Source organism: Bacteroidota bacterium, assembly GCA_039821555.1.
In the GTDB taxonomy this organism is placed as follows: Bacteria; Bacteroidota; Rhodothermia; order Rhodothermales; family Rubricoccaceae; genus JBCBEX01.
Genome location: JBCBNX010000006.1, coordinates 32,938 through 49,403 on the forward strand (window position 1 = coordinate 32,938; position 16,466 = coordinate 49,403).

At 68.2% G+C, this 16,466-nt stretch carries 14 protein-coding genes; 11 read left to right on the forward strand and 3 right to left on the reverse strand.

What is annotated here, in order from left to right; all coding sequences use genetic code 11:
• The first annotated feature begins 46 nt into the window (after nt 1-46).
• The 4 genes from AAFU51_09110 to ppk1 all read left to right on the forward strand — a co-directional run bounded on the left by AAFU51_09110 (nt 47) and on the right by ppk1 (nt 7,129).
• Complete coding sequence (locus AAFU51_09110) at nt 47-571, forward strand: DinB family protein (protein ID MEO1571415.1); 525 nt, start codon at nt 47-49, stop codon at nt 569-571.
• 309 nt (nt 572-880) lie between these two features.
• The gene (locus tag AAFU51_09115; GenBank protein ID MEO1571416.1) at nt 881-2,461 is read left to right on the forward strand and encodes a hypothetical protein; all 1,581 of its coding nucleotides are present in this window, start codon (nt 881-883) and stop codon (nt 2,459-2,461) included.
• A 195-nt stretch (nt 2,462-2,656) separates the two neighbouring features.
• Nucleotides 2,657-4,666, forward strand: a complete 2,010-nt coding sequence (gene dnaG, locus AAFU51_09120; GenBank protein MEO1571417.1) for a DNA primase — start codon at nt 2,657-2,659, stop codon at nt 4,664-4,666.
• Nucleotides 4,667-4,783: 117 nt separating this feature from the next.
• Complete coding sequence (ppk1, locus tag AAFU51_09125; protein MEO1571418.1) at nt 4,784-7,129, forward strand: polyphosphate kinase 1; 2,346 nt, start codon at nt 4,784-4,786, stop codon at nt 7,127-7,129.
• Nucleotides 7,130-7,163: 34 nt separating this feature from the next.
• Here ppk1 and AAFU51_09130 read toward each other — a convergent pair whose 3' ends face one another.
• Nucleotides 7,164-7,784, reverse strand: coding sequence for an ABC transporter ATP-binding protein (locus AAFU51_09130; GenBank protein ID MEO1571419.1), 621 nt, complete (start codon nt 7,782-7,784; stop codon nt 7,164-7,166).
• A gap of 146 nt (nt 7,785-7,930) precedes the next feature.
• On the opposite strand from AAFU51_09130, the gene AAFU51_09135 reads away from it, so the two are divergent.
• Together AAFU51_09135 and AAFU51_09140 are read left to right on the forward strand one after the other, a co-directional pair.
• A complete protein-coding gene (locus AAFU51_09135; protein MEO1571420.1) occupies nt 7,931-8,407 on the forward strand; it encodes a superoxide dismutase family protein in 477 nt (158 codons plus the stop codon).
• Nucleotides 8,407-9,225 carry a DUF5715 family protein gene (locus AAFU51_09140; GenBank protein MEO1571421.1) on the forward strand — a complete coding sequence of 273 codons (819 nt, stop codon included), beginning with the start codon at nt 8,407-8,409 and terminating at the stop codon, nt 9,223-9,225. The genes AAFU51_09135 and AAFU51_09140 overlap by 1 nt, the downstream gene beginning before the upstream one ends.
• 113 nt (nt 9,226-9,338) lie before the next feature.
• Here the strand turns inward: AAFU51_09140 and AAFU51_09145 are convergent, their stop codons facing one another.
• Nucleotides 9,339-10,307, reverse strand: coding sequence for a ring-cleaving dioxygenase (locus tag AAFU51_09145; GenBank protein MEO1571422.1), 969 nt, complete (start codon nt 10,305-10,307; stop codon nt 9,339-9,341).
• A gap of 69 nt (nt 10,308-10,376) precedes the next feature.
• Nucleotides 10,377-10,841: a hypothetical protein gene (locus AAFU51_09150; protein MEO1571423.1), complete on the reverse strand. Its 465-nt coding sequence runs from the start codon at nt 10,839-10,841 to the stop codon at nt 10,377-10,379.
• A gap of 139 nt (nt 10,842-10,980) precedes the next feature.
• Here AAFU51_09150 and AAFU51_09155 point away from each other — a divergent pair, with 139 nt between their 5' ends.
• The 5 genes from AAFU51_09155 to wbaP all read left to right on the forward strand — a co-directional run bounded on the left by AAFU51_09155 (nt 10,981) and on the right by wbaP (nt 16,445).
• Entirely contained in the window at nt 10,981-11,409 is a 429-nt protein-coding gene (locus AAFU51_09155) for a peptidylprolyl isomerase (GenBank protein ID MEO1571424.1), read from the forward strand.
• Between the two features lie 132 nt (nt 11,410-11,541).
• A complete protein-coding gene (locus tag AAFU51_09160) occupies nt 11,542-12,684 on the forward strand; it encodes a site-2 protease family protein (protein MEO1571425.1) in 1,143 nt (380 codons plus the stop codon).
• A 227-nt stretch (nt 12,685-12,911) separates the two neighbouring features.
• Entirely contained in the window at nt 12,912-13,388 is a 477-nt protein-coding gene (locus tag AAFU51_09165; protein ID MEO1571426.1) for a DinB family protein, read from the forward strand.
• Nucleotides 13,389-13,704: 316 nt separating this feature from the next.
• On the forward strand, nt 13,705-14,952 hold the full coding sequence (locus AAFU51_09170) for a glycosyltransferase family 4 protein (protein MEO1571427.1): 1,248 nt from the start codon (nt 13,705-13,707) through the stop codon (nt 14,950-14,952).
• Between the two features lie 2 nt (nt 14,953-14,954).
• The gene (gene wbaP / locus AAFU51_09175; protein ID MEO1571428.1) at nt 14,955-16,445 is read left to right on the forward strand and encodes an undecaprenyl-phosphate galactose phosphotransferase WbaP; all 1,491 of its coding nucleotides are present in this window, start codon (nt 14,955-14,957) and stop codon (nt 16,443-16,445) included.
• Nucleotides 16,446-16,466 lie beyond the last annotated feature (21 nt).

The window sequence follows — 16,466 nt, forward strand, 5'->3', positions numbered from 1 at the left end:
GCTGCACCGCCCAGACGTTGCACCGCCAAGCACGCCGATGCCTTTTATGCCGACCTCGTACGCCGACAGCCCTGCCGACTACGTCCGCGCGCTGCTCGCGCTGCTCGGCGACCGCGATCCGGTGGCGGTGCAGCGCGCTACGCCCGACGCGCTACGAGCGGCCGTCGCGGGGCTGACCGAGGCGCAGTCCCAGCAATCGGAACAGCCGGGCAAGTGGTCAGTCGTGCAGGCCGTGCAGCACCTCGTCGATTCAGAGTTGGTCTACGGCTACCGCATGCGCGTCATTGTCGCGGAGGACGGTCCAGCGCTGGCGGGCTACGACCAGGACGCGTGGGCGGCAGCGTTCGGCCCCGACGGCGTCACGCTCGCCGAGGCCCTCGACGACTTCGCCGCGCTGCGGGCGCTCAACCTGCGCTGGCTCGCCCGGCAGCAACCCGAGGCCTGGGCGCGGGTCGGTCATCATGCCGAGCGCGGCGAGGAGTCGGTAGGCCGCATCGTCACGTTGCTCGCGGCGCATGACTTGGTGCACCTGCGGCAGGTCGAGCGCATCCGGACGGCAGTGGACGGGTAGCGACGGCCGGGCGAAACGCGGCGCGGGGTTACGGGACGTACGCCCTCGGGCGATTTCGGAAGCACTGGCCTGGACGCGTGGGCGAGTCGAGCGAGCGAGAGGGCACAGGGAGCGGCATTCTGGTTCACCAAAACGCGCTGGGAGGGCCCGTCGCACGGAAATCAGACCGGCTGACAGACATCGGCACAGCATTCGCCTCTGGGGAGATGGGCCGCTCACATCGGGGCTGCGGGTAGAAACGTGCAGGTCGAATCGCTGCATCTACCCATGCCTCTCCTCGCCGACTTGTCGATCTCCATGTATCCGAACATGCCTCGTTTCCTTCCTCGCCCTTCCTCGCTCCTGAGCGCCGCGCTGCTCGGGGTCGTCCTTCTGCTGGGCGGTTGCGACTCGCTCTCCGAACTCGACTCGGTCACCGTCGACGGGCGCGTGATCGATCAGAATGGCGACCCGGTGCAGAATGCGCTCGTGGACCTCGTCGCCAACCAGTTCGTCCGGCAGACCCGTACCGACTCGATAGGGGCCTACGCCTTCTCCTTCGAGATCAGCGACGCGGTCCAGAACACCAACACGACGCAGCAAACACAGCAGGAAGAGGCCGTCACGGTCTCGATCGAGGCCTCCTTCGGCTCCGCCGTCTCGGCGCCTGTCACCAAGCTCGTCTCCAGCGGGCAGGGCTATACGATGCGGGACCTTCAGATCACCATCGCCGAGAACACCGGCGGTCCGGCCGACGGTGGCACGACCGGCGGCGTGGAAGGCACGACGGCAGCGAGCATCACATTCGACGAGCGCTCGGCGCAGCAGGTGAGCGTCAGCGGGGTCGGCGGCTCCGAGATCGGCAAGCTGATCTTCGTGGTGTTCGACGCCAACGGCAACCCCATCACGAGCGAGAACGCCGCGTCCGTCCGCGTCCGGATCGACGCCGCGCCGGACGGCCAGGGGGCCGACGGGAGCTTCATCTTCCCCGAGGAAATCCTCACCGACAGCGACGGCAAGGCGGAATTCACCTTCACCAGCGGTACCGTCGCTGGCACGGCCCAGATCGTAGCGGAGGTCGTCGACGCCGTCAACCCGGCCGGCAACCCCGTTCGCACGGCCCCTGTCACCCTCGTCGTGCACGGTGGCCTACCGGACGCCACCCACTTCTCGGTTGTCAACGAGACGCCCAACTTCGGCCCGGCCCTTGAGCTCTCCGGGCTGACCAACGCGGTCACAGCCTTCGTAGGCGATAAGTATGGCAACCCCGTCGAAGATGGCACGCAGGTCTACTTCACCACCGATCAGGGCATCGTCGTCGGGTCCGCACCCACGGATGGCGGCATCGCCAACGTCGAACTCATCTCGGCGCAGCCTCGCCTGGACCGAGGCGGCCCCGGCACCGTCCGGGCGCGCACGAGCAACGAGAACCAGGAGGTGATCGAGGCTACCACGCGCGTCTTGTTCACGGGCTACCCGATCGTCACGATCCTCGACCAGCGGCAGCAGGAGTTCGTCGTCTCCGGCGACACGACGGGCGCCACCAACGCCTTCGACAACGTCCCCGACGGCGTGGCCGACACCGTCTTCGTCAGCTCCGTCCGGTTCGACTACCGCGTGGCTGACCGGAACACCAACCCCCTCTCGGCAGGCACCACGATCAACGTGACCTCGGAGGGGGAGAACATCGACCAGGCCGGCAATGTGAACGCCGAAATCTCGCGCCACATCATCGCCTATGGCCCCATCGCAGGCGTGACGGACTACAGCTTCTCGGTCTTCATCAACGACCAGGCGTCGGAGACGGTGCCGGTCCACGTGGAATCGAAGATCTCGGTGTCAGGACCCAACGGTGAGGGCACGGCCTCGTTCGCGGGCATCGGCCCGATGCGAAGGATCGAGGACCGCTGACGGCCCACCGCGTGCTCAGGGGAGCGCTCAGCCCCCGCCACCAAGACGAACAGGCCCGCGCTTCGGCGTTGGGCCTGTTTCTGTGAGAGCCTGCTTTCCGTGGGAGGAGGCCTAGTTCGGGGGCAGTCGGAGCGACGCCCGCGCACGGTCCGCCGTCTGTGCGGATCTTGGACGGCGCTCGTTGGTCGTCGCCCCATGCCCATCCCTGACACCGTCATCGAAGAAGTCCGCCGCTCCGTCGACCTGGTCGACGTGGTGGGCGACTACGTGCGGCTGAAGCGGCGCGGAGGTCGGTTCTTCGGGCTCTGCCCGTTCCACAACGAAAAGTCGCCCTCGTTCTCTGTCGACCCGGGCGAGAACCTCTACTACTGCTTCGGCTGCCGCCGGGGCGGGGACCTCTTCAAGTTCGTGCAGGAGGTCGAGGGGATGGAGTTCCTGGAGACGGTGCGGCTGCTCGCCGAGCGCGCCGGCATCGAGATCCCGGAGAGCGAGGGCAAGAGCGAGGCCGCCAGCGAGCGCGAGGCGCTGCACGGGGTGCTCCGGTTCGCAGCGAGGTTCTACTACGACCAACTTCGCACCGAGGTCGGAAAGCCGGGCCTCGACTATTTCGTGCAGCGCGGCTTCAGCAAGAAGACGATCACCGGCTTCGGCCTCGGCTTCGCGCCCGACAGCTGGGACGCGCTCGTGAACGCCGCGCAGGCCGCGCACTACGCCCCCGACCTGCTCGTCAAGGCCGACCTCGCGCGCGAGGGCAGCCGCGGCGTCTACGACCGCTTCCGGGGCCGCGCGATGTTCCCCATCATCAGCCACGTCGGCAAGGTGCTCGGCTTCGGCGGGCGCGTCATCCCCGGCGTCACGCCGCCGTTCAAAGACGGCGACCCGCCGAAGTACCTCAACTCGTCCGAGACGCCGGTCTACCACAAGTCGAGCGTGCTCTACGGGCTGCGGCAGGCCAAGCAGGCCATCCGCGGCGAGGGCGAGGCGCTACTCGTGGAGGGCTACACCGACGTAATCTCGCTTCACCAGGCAGGCGTCGAGCACGTGGTGGCCAGTAGTGGGACCGCGCTCACCGCCGAGCAGATCCGCCTGGCAGGCCGCTACGCGCAGGCAATCGTGCTGCTCTACGACGCCGACTCCGCAGGCCTCGACGCCGCCTTGCGCGCCATCGACCTCGTGCTGGGCGAGGGGCTCGGCGTCTTCGCCGTGGCGCTGCCCGACGGCGCCGACCCCGACGCGTTTGTGCAGCAGTTCGGCGCGGAGGCGTTCCGCAGCGTCCTCCGCGACGACCGGATGGACTTCGTGGCTTTCCGCGTAGCCGTGGCCAAGCGGCGCGGCGAACTCGACACGCCCGAGGGGCAGAGCCGCGTCGTCCACAGCCTCATGGCGTCCGTGGCGAAGATCCCCGACCCGATTGTGCAGGAAGGCTATGTCCAGCGCGCCGCTCAACTCCTGCGCGTCCCCGACGCAACGCTGCGCCCGCTTTTCCGCAACGCCCTCGCCGAGGCGGGCCGTGAGCGTACCCGCTCAGCGCGCCGCGATGGCGCGCGCCGTGACGGGTACGCTCGCGACCAGGTTCGGGGCAACGCTCGCCCGCGCGACGCCGCCCACCGCAACACAGACGGGCCGCCCCAAGAATCCTGGGCGGAACGGGCGCCGGACCTCACCACGCGGCGGCCCACGCCTCGCCCGGCGGCGTCCCCGGCCGAGCTGCTGCTCGTCAAGCTCATGCTGGAGCACGGCATGCCCATGGTGGAGCACGTCCTGACCCGCATGGCGCTTACCGAGTTCAGCGAGGGCGGACCGCAGACCACCATCGAGAAGCTCATCGAGCAGGCGCAGCAGGATCGCATTGAGGCGACGCCGTTCAAGGACGGCACCTTCGGCCCCGCCGTGCAGCAGACCGTGGCCGAAGCGCTCGTGGAGCGCCACGCCGTGTCCGACAACTGGTCGCGCGTCGGCATCGACGTGAAGGACCCGCACCGCGACCCGTTTGCGGCGGCCACGAGCGCGATGCAGGTGCTCAAGCTGCTGCGCCTCGACCAGGCCATCGCCGACGTGCAGCGCCGCATCTTCGCCGCCGACCAGGCAGGCGAGGACCTGCGCCCGCTCCAGGAACTCATGCTCCGCTACCAGCACATGAAGCGCGACGTGCAAACCGGCGCGTTCCTGGAGTGGGGCGCGGACAGCGACGCCCAAGCAGCCTGAGGCCCCGGTGGTCCCCTGACAGCGAGTGCCCGGGTGGCACGGCCGGGCCAGATCGAACTAGATTGAGCACCTCGCGTGTATGCGCATCTTGTTTGTGCTCTGTCTTTCTCCTGCCCTATGTCCGAGACGCCCGCCCCTCGTCAGGCCCCTGAGACCCCGCCGCCCGGCGCAGAGGCGACCCATGCTGGAACGACCCAGACCGGGGCCGCCCGCATGCCGGAGACCGAGGGGTCTGACGCCGACGTGCGCTGGGTCAAGTTATACGGCGATCTCTCGGAGCCCATCCGTCTGGAGGCCGAGCCGCCGCCGCCAGCCCGCTCGCCGACGGTGCCTCGCGCCGTGGTGCCGCAAGACGTCCCGGACAACCCGGACCTAGACGACCCCCGCCTGCTCTTTAACCGCGAGCTGTCCTGGCTCGACTTCAACTGGCGCGTGCTCGCCCAGGCGCAGGATGAGCGGCTGCCGCTCCTGGAGCGCGCCCGGTTCATCGCCATCACGGAGTCCAACCTCGACGAGTTCTTCCGAAAGCGCGTGGGCGGGCTGAAGCGGCAGCTCGGGGCCGGCGTGCGGATCCCCTCCCCGGACGGCCGCTCGCCCGGCGAGCAACTCGCGCTCTCGCGGGCCGCCGTCTTGCCCGTGATCGACGCCATCGCGGAGACGTGGGAGCAGGCCATCCGCCCGGCCCTCGCCGAGCGCGCCGGGGTCCAGATCCACCGCTACGCGGAGCTGTCGAAGAAAGACCGCGCCGCGCTCGACCAGTACTTCCTCGACCAGGTCTTCCCGATCCTGACGCCGCTTGCCGTCGACCCGGGGCACCCGTTCCCGTTCATCTCGAACCTGTCGCTCTCGCTCGCGATCCTCGTCCGGCATCCGGTGCGGGGTACGGAGCACTTCGCGCGGCTCAAGGTGCCGCCCAGGCGCGGTCGCTGGGTGCCACTCCCGGACCGTCCCCATGAGGTTGTCCCGCTCGAAGACCTCATCCGGCACAACGCGCACGTGCTCTTCCGCGGCATGGAGGTCGTGGCCGTGCACGCCTTCCGCGTCACGCGCAACGCTGACCTCCGGCGCAACGAGGAGGAAGCCGACGACCTGCTCGCGATGATCTCCGAAGAGGTCCGCGAGCGCCGCTTCGCCGATGTGGTCCGCCTCGAAGTGGAGGCCGCGATGCCGCAGCGCGTGCGCCACCTGCTCATGCGCGAGCTCGAACTCGACGCCGCCGACGTCTACGAGTCGCGCACGCTGCTCAACCTCACCGACCTACACGGCATCGCCGACTTCGACCTGCCGACCCATCGCTTCCCCGACTGGGAGCCGACGGTGCCGGTCCGCCTCCGCCACCGAGGCGCGAGCGAAGAGGAGGCCGACATCTTCACCGCCATCCGCGCGGGCGATCTGCTCGTCCACCACCCGTTCGAGTCGTTCGCGGCGAGCGTCCAGCGGTTCATCGAAGAGGCCGCCGATGACCCGAAGGTGCTCGCGATCAAGCTCACGCTCTACCGCACCAGCAAGGGCTCGCCCATTATCGACGCGCTCAAGCGGGCCGCCGAGAACGGCAAGCTCGTCGCCGCGCTCGTGGAGCTGAAGGCGCGCTTCGACGAAGAGAACAACATTGAGTGGGCGCAGCAGCTCGAAAAGGCGGGCGTCCATGTCACCTACGGCCTCGTCGGGCTGAAGACGCACACCAAGACGACGCTCGTGATCCGCGAGGAGGAGGACGGCCTGCGCACCTACTGCCACATCGGCACGGGCAACTACAACCCGAAGACCGCACGGCTCTACACCGACCTCGGCCTGCTCACCTGCGACCCCGTCGTCGGGCGCGACCTCGTGAGCCTCTTCCACGTCCTCACGGGCTACGCCTACGAGCAGGAGTATGAGCGGCTGCTCATCGCCCCGCGCGCCATGCGCCCGGCGTTCTACGCGCTCATCGATCGGGAAATTGAAATCGTCCGCTCCGGCAAACGGGGCCGCATCGTGGCGAAGATGAACGCCCTGGACGATGTGGGGATGATCCAGAAGCTCTACGCAGCCAGCCAGGCGGGCGTCGAGATCGACCTGATCGTGCGCGGGCACTGCCGCCTGCGTCCTGGCCTCCCCGGCGTCTCGGAGAACATCCGCCTCTGCTCGATCCTGGGGCGCTTCCTGGAGCACAGCCGCATCTACTACTTCCACAACGACGGCCAGCCAGAGCTCTTCACCGGCTCCGCCGACTGGCAGCGCCGCAACCTCGACGACCGCGTCGAGGCCATCGCGCCCGTCCTCGACCCGCACCTGCAGGGGCGGCTCGTCAGCACGCTGAAGTGCTGCCTGGAAGACAACCGACTCGCGTGGGACCTACGGCAGGACGGCCACTACGTCCAGCGTCATCCCGCCGAGGGCGAGCCGGTCCGCGCGCTCCACGATAGGCTGATGAAGCGTGCCCTCGCCCGCCAGCTGGAAGACGACGCCACGTGGGTGCTATAGCACAGTACCGCGCTCCGCAGGCAATGCCCCCGGTTTAGGCTGCGATGGCGATGGACCGGTCGCACAGCGCCGCCTCGGCCGGGTCGTTCGTGGCCACGACGACGAGCGTGCCTGCAGCTTGCTGCCCGGCGACGATGTTCCGAATCAGCGTGCGGCCCTCCGCATCGAGCGTCGCGCCGGGTTCGTCGAGGAGCAGCACCCGCGGCGCGGCGAGGAGCGCCGTAGCGAGGCGGAGCCGCTGTTGCATGCCGGAGGAAAAGGTCCCCACGCGGTCGTCAGCGCGGGGGCCGAGGCCGACGCGGTCGAGCAGGGCGAGGATGGGCGCATCGTGCAGGCCGCGAGCCTCGGCAAGGAAGGCGAGCGTCTCGCGGGCGCTGTAGCCGTCGTAGAGGCCGAGGTAGGGGCCTGCCAGGCCAACGCGACGCGGGCGCTGCGCCGTCGGCACGTCCGCGCCGTCGAGCACGAGGCGGACGGTGCCACGCACGGGCGAGACGAGGCCCGCGAGGATCTTCAGCAGCGTCGATTTGCCAGAGCCGTTCGCGCCCGTCACCGCGAGCGAGGTACCGCCCGCCACCTCGAACGATAGCGCGCGGAAGAGCACGCGCCGTCCGTAGCGCATCGCAAGAGTGTCGACGTGGAGGTGGGTGTCAGGCATGGAGCGGAGGAGTAGGCGCGGAAGCTACACCCAGCAACAGCGGCGGCTGCGAGGGGAGCGGGGCACGAAGGCGAAGCGCGAGCGAAACCGCAGGACGGGCGCGGGGTAGGGCGTGCATGTTCCGCCTCTTTGCGCTCCTCGTTTCCATGCCTGCTGCGTTGTACGCGCAGCCGACCGACGCTTTGGCCCGGCTGGACGCTGTGGCCCGGCTGGACGCTGTGGACGGCAGCGGCGTGACGGGGCAGGTCATCGCGCAGCGCATGGGCGAAGGCACACGGCTCCTCGCCCGCGTCGACGGCCTCGCGCCGGGTGAATATGGCTTTCACGTGGTCGACGCCGTCGCCTGCGCGGCCGTGCCCGGCGCCCCCACGTTCGACACGCGGGACCGCCCCCACGGGGGACCGCTTGCGCCGGCCGAAGCGCGCCGCCCCGGCGACCTCGGCAACCTCCGCATCCGCCACCGCGACCCCGTCGGGCGCTACGACCGCATCGTGCCCGACCTCCCGTTCGACCGCGCGCTCGGCCTCGCCGTCGTCGTCCGTGCGGGCCTCGACGACCTCCACACGCAGCCGCTCGGTAATGCCGGGCCAGCCGTTGCGTGCGGTCTCATCGAGGTAGAGTAATGCGCGCCAGATCGCTACTCCTCGCCTCGCTGGTGCTCCTCGCAGGCTGCGCCGAGACGGCGTCTACGGACCCGGCATCGTCGGCGGGGATCACAGATGCCGTCCTCGCCGCCGCGCTCGATTCGCTCGACACGGTCATGCAGAGGCAGCATGCCGCGCTGGAGCGCATCCGCCCCCTCGACAACGAGGAGCAACGCCGCCTACGCGACCGGCCCTACCGCCCGTCGTACAGCGCGCACCTCGCCGCAGGCCGACGTCTCGGCGTGGCTCCAGTCTCCTCCGACACGGAGTTGCAACAGCATCTTGAAGCCGGGCGACTCGTGCCACTCGTCGATACGGAGCACTACACGGTCGTCGTGCTGGAGCACTCGGCGCCGTTCGTCACGCCTGCTGCGATTGAGGCCCTCGCTGAAATCGGGCGTCGCTTCCAGAGACGGCTCGCCGAGCAGGGCCTGCCGCCGTTCCGCTACGCCATCTCGTCGGCCCTGCGCACGGGGGCGAGCCAGGCCGACCTCCGCAAGGTCAACCGCAACGCCACCTCAGGCACGTCGAGCCACGAGTACGGCACGTGCGTCGACCTCGTGTACACGCGCTATTTCTACCACCCGACCGCGCCCGACAGCACAGCAGCGCCTCTTGACGCATTTGTGCACCGCGCTCGCGAGCGCGAGACGGCGCTGCTGACCGGCGCGTACTGGGACCACCTCTCGGGACTGATGGGGCGCGTTCTCGCCGAGATGCAGGCCGAGGGCACCTGGCACGTGCTGCTCGAAGAGCGCCAGCCGGTGTACCACATCACACTCAATCGCCCATTGTAGGGCGTGCGGCGGTGCTACAGGGTGAGGCGGTGTTGCGGTGCTTTAAGCTTGATACGACGACTAGGTAGAGGCACCTTCGCCTCACCGCCTCACCGCCTCACCGCCTCACCGCGCTAGGCTGCCACGACCGGGTCCCTCAGCGCCGGGAGCGACGCTTCGAGGTGGGTGCGGCGCGACTCGTACTGCGGCGGCAGCTTGAGCGCGGTGCCGAGCGTCGACAGGTCCTCGTCGATGAGAAAGCCCGGCGGGTCGGTGGCGACCTCGAAGAGCACGCCGCTCGGCTCGCGGAAGTAGAGCGAGCGGAAGTAGTTGCGGTCCTGCACGGTCGTGACGCCGAGGCCGAGGCTCATCAGCTGCTCGCGGACGGTCGCCTGCGTCTCGTCGTCGGGCGTGCGGAAAGCGACGTGGTGCGTCGTGCCATGGCCAGAGCGCCCGCGCGTCGTGATCTGGTCGGGGGTGAGCAGGTCGATGTGAACCGCGCCCTCGCCCGCGACGGTGAAGCGCGTGCGGTGGCTCTCCGTCGCGCGTTCCTCATAGCCAAACACGTCGGTGAGGATGCGCGCCGTCTCTGCGGGGCGGTCGACGAGGAGCGTCGCGCTGTGGAAGCGGCGGATGGCCGCTTCGGCGTCGACAGGGCCATCGGTCCAGACACGCTCGGTCTCGTTCGACTCGGCGGTCAGGCCGACCGTCTCGATGAGTTCGAACGGCATGCCGTCGGCGTCGCGGAAGGCGAGCACGCGCTGGCCGAAGCGCTCCGTCGGCACGTCGAAGTCGACGGCGAGGTCGGCGAAGCGGTTCATCCAGGCGTCGAGGGCCCCCGTGGGGACGGCGAAGGCCGTCGCGATCGACTCGCCGACGCCAAGCTTGCCTGCCGCCGCCATCGGGAACGGGAAGAAGGTGAGGATTGAGCCGGGCGTGCCGACGCGGTCGCCGTAGTAGAGGTGGTAGACATCAGGCGCATCGAAGTTGACGGTGCGCTTGACGAGCCGGAGGCCGAGCGTGCCGACGTGGAAGTCGAGGTTGCGCTGGGGCGGCCCGGCGAGGGCGGTGACGTGGTGCAGGCCCGTGATTGGCGTTGACATGGCAAATAGGGGCTGGATGAAAGAATTTAATTGTTGTAACAAATAAAAGAGATGAGGTTCCCAACGTGTCTACGAGTCGTGGGTCCGGTCTTGGATCAGCGCGGCTAGCGTGGCTGTCTGGCTCCGCAGCCGCTCCGTGACCAGCGCGAGCATCCGCCGTCGCACTTCCGCGCGGTGGTGCAGGAAGAACGCGAACTCTGGCTCCGTGCACAGCCCTGCAACGAAGCCATAGAGCGTGCGCTTGAACCGCGCGTCTTGCCGGAGCATTTTCACGAGGCGCTCCTCTTGGTCGGCTGGGGCGAAGTCGGGGAAGCCCGGCGTGGTGCGTCCGAGGTGGTCGGCGACGAGCGCGAGAAGCAGGGGATTCTGGAGCTTTAGCAGCGGGCGGAGCGTGCGCGTCTGAAACGCTTCGAGGTCGTCCGGCAACGGGACGCCGGGAGCCGCTTCAGCGTAGCGCGCCTCGGCAGGAAGCGTGGGGCGCAGCGGGAGAAGGACCGCGTCTCGGTCGGACAGCGGATCGGAGAGGGTAGACATGGCGGGCGAAGTCGGGGCGAAGAGCAGAGGCAGGTTGGAACCGCATAGGAGGTGCCCCGTGCCGACGCCACCGCGGCGCGTCAGGATTCCACGCCAGGCACCGTGCGCGGCGTTTTTCCCCACCATCGCGCCCCATCGCATGCCTACCGCTGCCACCGGCCAGACCGTCCGCATCCACTACACCGGCACCCTCGCCGACGGCACCCAGTTCGACTCGTCCGAGGGCCGCGCGCCGCTCGAATTCACCCTCGGTAGCGGCCAAGTCATCCCCGGCTTCGACGTCGCCGTGACCGGCATGGAGGTTGGCGCTTCGAAGACCGTCACGATTCCTGCGGCGCAGGCCTACGGCGAGCCACGCCCCGAAATGGTGCTGGAGGTCGGACGCGACCAGTTCCCGGCGGGCGTCGTCCCGGAAGTCGGGCAGGAGTTGCATCTCCAGACGCCCGAAGGGCAGCACGTTCCCGTGCGCGTCGTGGAGGTCGCCGATGACACCGTCATGCTCGACGCCAACCATGCGCTCGCGGGCGAGGACCTCACGTTCGCGCTCGAACTCGTCGAGATCGTGTAGCTCGAACCGCCGTGTAGCTCGGACCAGGGTGAAGCGTGAACCGGGGTGGAGCGGTGAGCACACCGAACAATCCGGGGGCCGGGCGGGTTTGAAGGAGCCTCACCCTATCGGCTTCACTACGCTCTCGTCGTCATGGGCGGCTCGCTCCGCGTCGGCCGGTTCGTCGGCATCGACGTCTTTCTGCACTGGACGTTCCTGCTTCTGATCGCGGGCGCGTTCGTCTACTACGTCCTCAGTGGCAACGACCTCGCCACGGCGCTGGCGGGCGTTGGGCTGATCCTCGCCGTGTTCGCATGCGTGGTGCTGCACGAGTACGGCCACGCGCTCGCAGCCCGGCGCTACGGCGTGCCAACCCGCGACATCACGCTCTATCCCATCGGCGGGGTGGCGCGGCTGGAACGCATCCCTGAGAAGCCGCGGCAGGAGTTGGTTGTGGCGCTTGCCGGGCCAGCAGTCAACTTCGTGGTCGCGGGCCTCATCGCAGGGGGCTATCTCGTCACGCGCGGCAGCCTGCCCGACTTCAACGAGTTCGGCGGGCTCGCGGCTCCGGCAGACTACTTCCTGCCCAGCCTCATGTGGATCAACGTGGCGCTGCTCGTCTTCAACCTGCTCCCGGCCTTCCCGATGGACGGCGGGCGCGTGCTCCGAGCGCTCCTCGCCTTGAAGCTCGACTACCCGCGCGCCACGCAGATCGCGGCTAGTGTGGGACAAGGCATGGCCATCGTCTTTGGCTTTTTCGGGCTGATCCAGTTCAACCCGTTCCTGCTCTTCATCGCGCTCTTCGTCTACCTCGGCGCCCAGCAGGAGTCGAGCGCTACGCAGCTTCGCGTTGCCACGCGCGGCGTGCACGTGCGCCAGGCGATGGTGACCGACTACCACGACCTCCACCCGTGGCAGACGCTCCAGGACGCCGTAGACCTGCTGCTGGCCGTCTCGGAGCAGGATTTCCCTGTGATTCAGGACGGGCAGATGGTGGGCGTGCTCACGCGCAAGCGTCTCGTGCAGGCCCTCTCCGAGCAGACGATGCAGACGCGCGTGCAGCAGGTGATGCTGCCCGCCCCGGCGCCCGTCAACGCGGGCAACATGCTCGACCAGGCGCTCGAACGCCTCCAGGCCGACGACGTCTCGATGCTGCCGGTTGTGGATCAGGAAGGCGCGCTCGTGGGCTTGCTCACGCTCGAAAACGTCGGCGAGATGATGATGCTGGCCTCAGCGATGAGGCGGCGCACGGGCATGGCACCGTCGCTCGATTCTCTAGCGGAGGGGCGATCCTAGGGCACGAGTCCAGATCACTCGGCGTGGCTGTGGGAGGTGGGCCGACCTCGCGCCGTGCTCAGCCGCAGCATTCTGCCTGACCCGACCACGTGCTAGCTTTTCCCGCTCCGTGGCTGGGTTGGTAAGTTCCAAGCAGGCCCTCGACCTCTGCGCTACCGTCCCAGGCTCGCATCGTCCACAGGTCCTTGGCTCCTCGCTTTCTCGTTCCCGGCCGCATTGAGACGCGCATGTCAGCCCCTCACCCCGCCATCGCCCTGCTCGCCGAGACACGCGGCTTCGTGCTGCGCATCGCCGACAGCTTCACCGACGCCGAGTTGCGGACGATCCCGGATGGGTGGAACAACCACGCGCTCTGGCACCTCGCACATCTCGCCGTCACGCAGCAACTGCTGCACTATGGCTTGTCCGGGCTACCGCTATTCGTGGACGACGTCCTCGTGGCGCGCTGCCGCAAGGGCACCAGCCCCCGCGACTGGCCCAATGGCTGGAAGCCCGACGTGGCGCATGTCCGCACCTTGCTCACGGACCTCCCGCTTCGCCTCGCCGAGGATCATGCGGCGGGACGGTTCGCCAGCTTCAGGCGCTACCCGACCTCGACAGGTATCACGCTTGACTCGTTTGAGACGGCGCTGCACTTCAACAACCTGCATGAGGGCATCCATGTCGGCCTGCTCCTCGCGCTGCGCCGGGCGGTTCGGGGGTAAGTCCTCTCAGAATGGCTTGGTGACTGCTGGACATGGAGACTTGCCTAGAACTGAGGCGCCATGGTCGGTTTGGTTGACTTGAAGATGAGGGGGGACTATACTCGTTTACCCCGTGTTTTTGGTGAGCGCCTGCCGTCCCTCTGCTCACCGTGGAGGGGAACGCGGGACTAACAGGGCGGCCTCGACTATCCATCTTAGACAAAGATCTAGATCGTAACACTTTTGTTACATCTGGCCGATTTGAAAGAGGTTGGAGCCGCTGTTGTACGGTGGCAGGACGAGTCTGTCCTTCTCTAGTACATGGCCCCCTCTCGCCATGGTCGCCCTACCCGGCGCTGCACGCCCCGCCCTCAGCCGCCTTCAGCCCAGTCGCACAGCCATCGTGCACGACTGGCTCCCGGTCTATGCCGGGGCAGAACGCGTGCTGGAGCAGATGATTGCGGTGCTGCCCGAGGCCGATCTGCACAGCCTGATCGAGTTCCTCCCAGACGACCAACGGGACTTCCTGGGCGGGCGCGAGGTCAAGACCTCGTTCATCCAGCGGCTGCCGTTCGCGCGCAAAGGCTACCGCAACTACCTGCCGTTCACGCCGCTCGCCATCGAGCAGTTCGACCTCACGGCCTACGACCTCGTCCTCTCGTCGAGCTATGTCGTGGCCAAGAGCGTGCTCACGTTTGCGGAGCAGCTCCACGTGAGCTACGTCCACAGCCCGATCCGGTACGCGTGGGACCTGCAGTTCCAGTACCTCCGCGAAGGGGGACTCGAACACAGTCTCAAAGGCAAACTTGCGCGCCTCATCCTACACTACATGCGGACGTTCGACGCGGCGACGGCAGACCGGCCCGACCTCTACGTCGCCAACTCGCACTACGTCGCCAAGCGCATCCGCAAGCTCTACCGCCGGCCCGCCGCCGTGGTGCACCCCGCTGTCAACGTCGAGCGCTTCACCGTTGGCTACGACCGGGACGACTACTACTGTACCTGCTCGCGGCTCGTGCCCTACAAGAAGATCCGGCTCATCGTTGAGGCCTTCGCCCAAATGCCCAACAAGCGGCTCGTGGTGGTAGGGGACGGTCCCGAGATGGGTCGCCTGCAAGCCATCGCGACGCCGAACGTGGACCTGCTTGGGCACCAGCCGCTGGAGGTACTCGAGTCTACGCTTCGCGAGGCTCGCGCCTTCGTGTTCGCCGCGCTCGAAGACTTCGGCATCGCGCCGGTCGAGGCGCAGGCGTGCGGCACCCCGGTCATCGCCTACGGACGGGGCGGGGCGCTCGAAACCGTGCGAGAAAACGAGACTGGCATCTTCTTTGACCAGCAAACCCCCGAGGCTCTCGTCGCTGCAATTTCTCGATTTGAGAAGGACGACGCGCGCTTCGACCCCGACGCGATCCGCGCCCACGCCGAGACATTCGCCGCCGAACGCTTCCGTGCACGGCTCGCCGACCTGCTCGACCAAGCCTGGCTGGCCTTCAGCCGCGACGGCGACGCCGAGCAGATCCTCCGCTCTCCGGTGCAGTCCGCCATGCTGCCCACCCCCTCCGACGCCCTCCCTTCGCTCTCGTAGCCATGAGTCCTGTACTCGAACTGATCCGTCCCGACGCGCCGTCCCACGGCGAGGGCGTCCGCACCTCTGCCCCGACGGCCGTGAGGCCGCGCGTGCTCCGCGCCCCCGTCCGCCCATGGGCGCGCACGCTGGTGCTGATGCTCTTCGATGCGGTGACGCTCGCGCTCTGCATCGGGCTGGCCATGGTCTTCATGGAGGCCATCGGCGCGGCCCAGGAAAACCTGCGCGTGGCCGTGGCAACCGTCGTCATGGCGCTCGTGATGTTCGCGGCGTTTGGCTGCTACGCCACGTTCCCGCTGCCCCCGGTCAAGGAGGTGCGCAGCCTGAGCATCGCCTCATCGCTCGCGTACCTGATCGTGGCAACGGTGCTGATGTCGGTGCTCGGCAAGGTGTCGCCGATGGTGGGGACGCTTGCGCTTGCCTGGGTGCTCGCCATCCCGACGGTGCCCTTCGCGCGTGCGCTCGCCCGCTCCTTCTTCGGCTCGAAGTCGTGGTGGAGCTGCGCCGTCGTCGTGTTCGGAGCGGGGCGGACCGGCAAAGGCATCGTGCGCATCCTGCAGGGCCGCCCGGAGCTTGGCCTCCGGCCGGTCGCCGTCTTCACCGACACGAAGGGAGCCCCTCGCGAGATTAGCGGCGTGCCCGTGGTGGGACGCCTCTCGCGGGCCTCGACCTACGCGCGCCGCCTCCGCGTCCCGTACGCCATCGTGGCGATGCCGTCGGCTGACCGCGAGCACCTCCTCGAACTCATGGAAGAGCACGCGAGCGGTTTCGAGCGCGTCCTTGTGGTGCCGGACCTGTTCGGCTTCGCAAGCCTCTCGGTGACGGCCCGCGACTTTAGCGGCGTGCTCGCCTTCGAGGTGCGCGACCACCTGCTCAACCCGATGCACCAGCGCGTCAAGCGGGTCATCGACATTGTGCTCTCCCTGATCGCGATCGTGCTGCTGGCTCCGGTGCTGGCGCTCATCGGCCTGCTGATCCGGCTCGACTCGAAGGGCGACATCTTCTACGCCCAGGAGCGCATCGGACGGGACGGCCATCTGTTCCGGTGCCTCAAGTTTCGCAGCATGTACGTCGGCGCGCACGAGCGGCTTCAGGAGGTGCTCGACCGCGATCCCGAGGCGGCCGCCGAGTACGCCGAGTTTAAGAAGCTCACCAACGACCCCCGCGTGACGTCGGTGGGGCACTGGCTCCGCAAGCTCAGCCTCGACGAACTGCCGCAGCTCTTCAACGTGCTGCGCGGCGACATGAGCCTCGTCGGACCGCGTCCCTACATGCCCAATGAACTCTCCGAGATGACCGGGAAGGAGCGAATGATCCTCCGTACTTTGCCCGGCATCACCGGCCTCTGGCAGGTGCTCGGCCGCAATGAGTTCTCGTTCGGCAGCCGCTGCGATCTGGACGTCCATTACGTCCGCAACTGGTCGATGGCACTGGATTTGTACCTCCTCGCGCGCACCGTCCCGACCGTTCTTTCGCGCAAGGGCGCCAGCTGACCCTGCGTCCGCTGGTCCCGT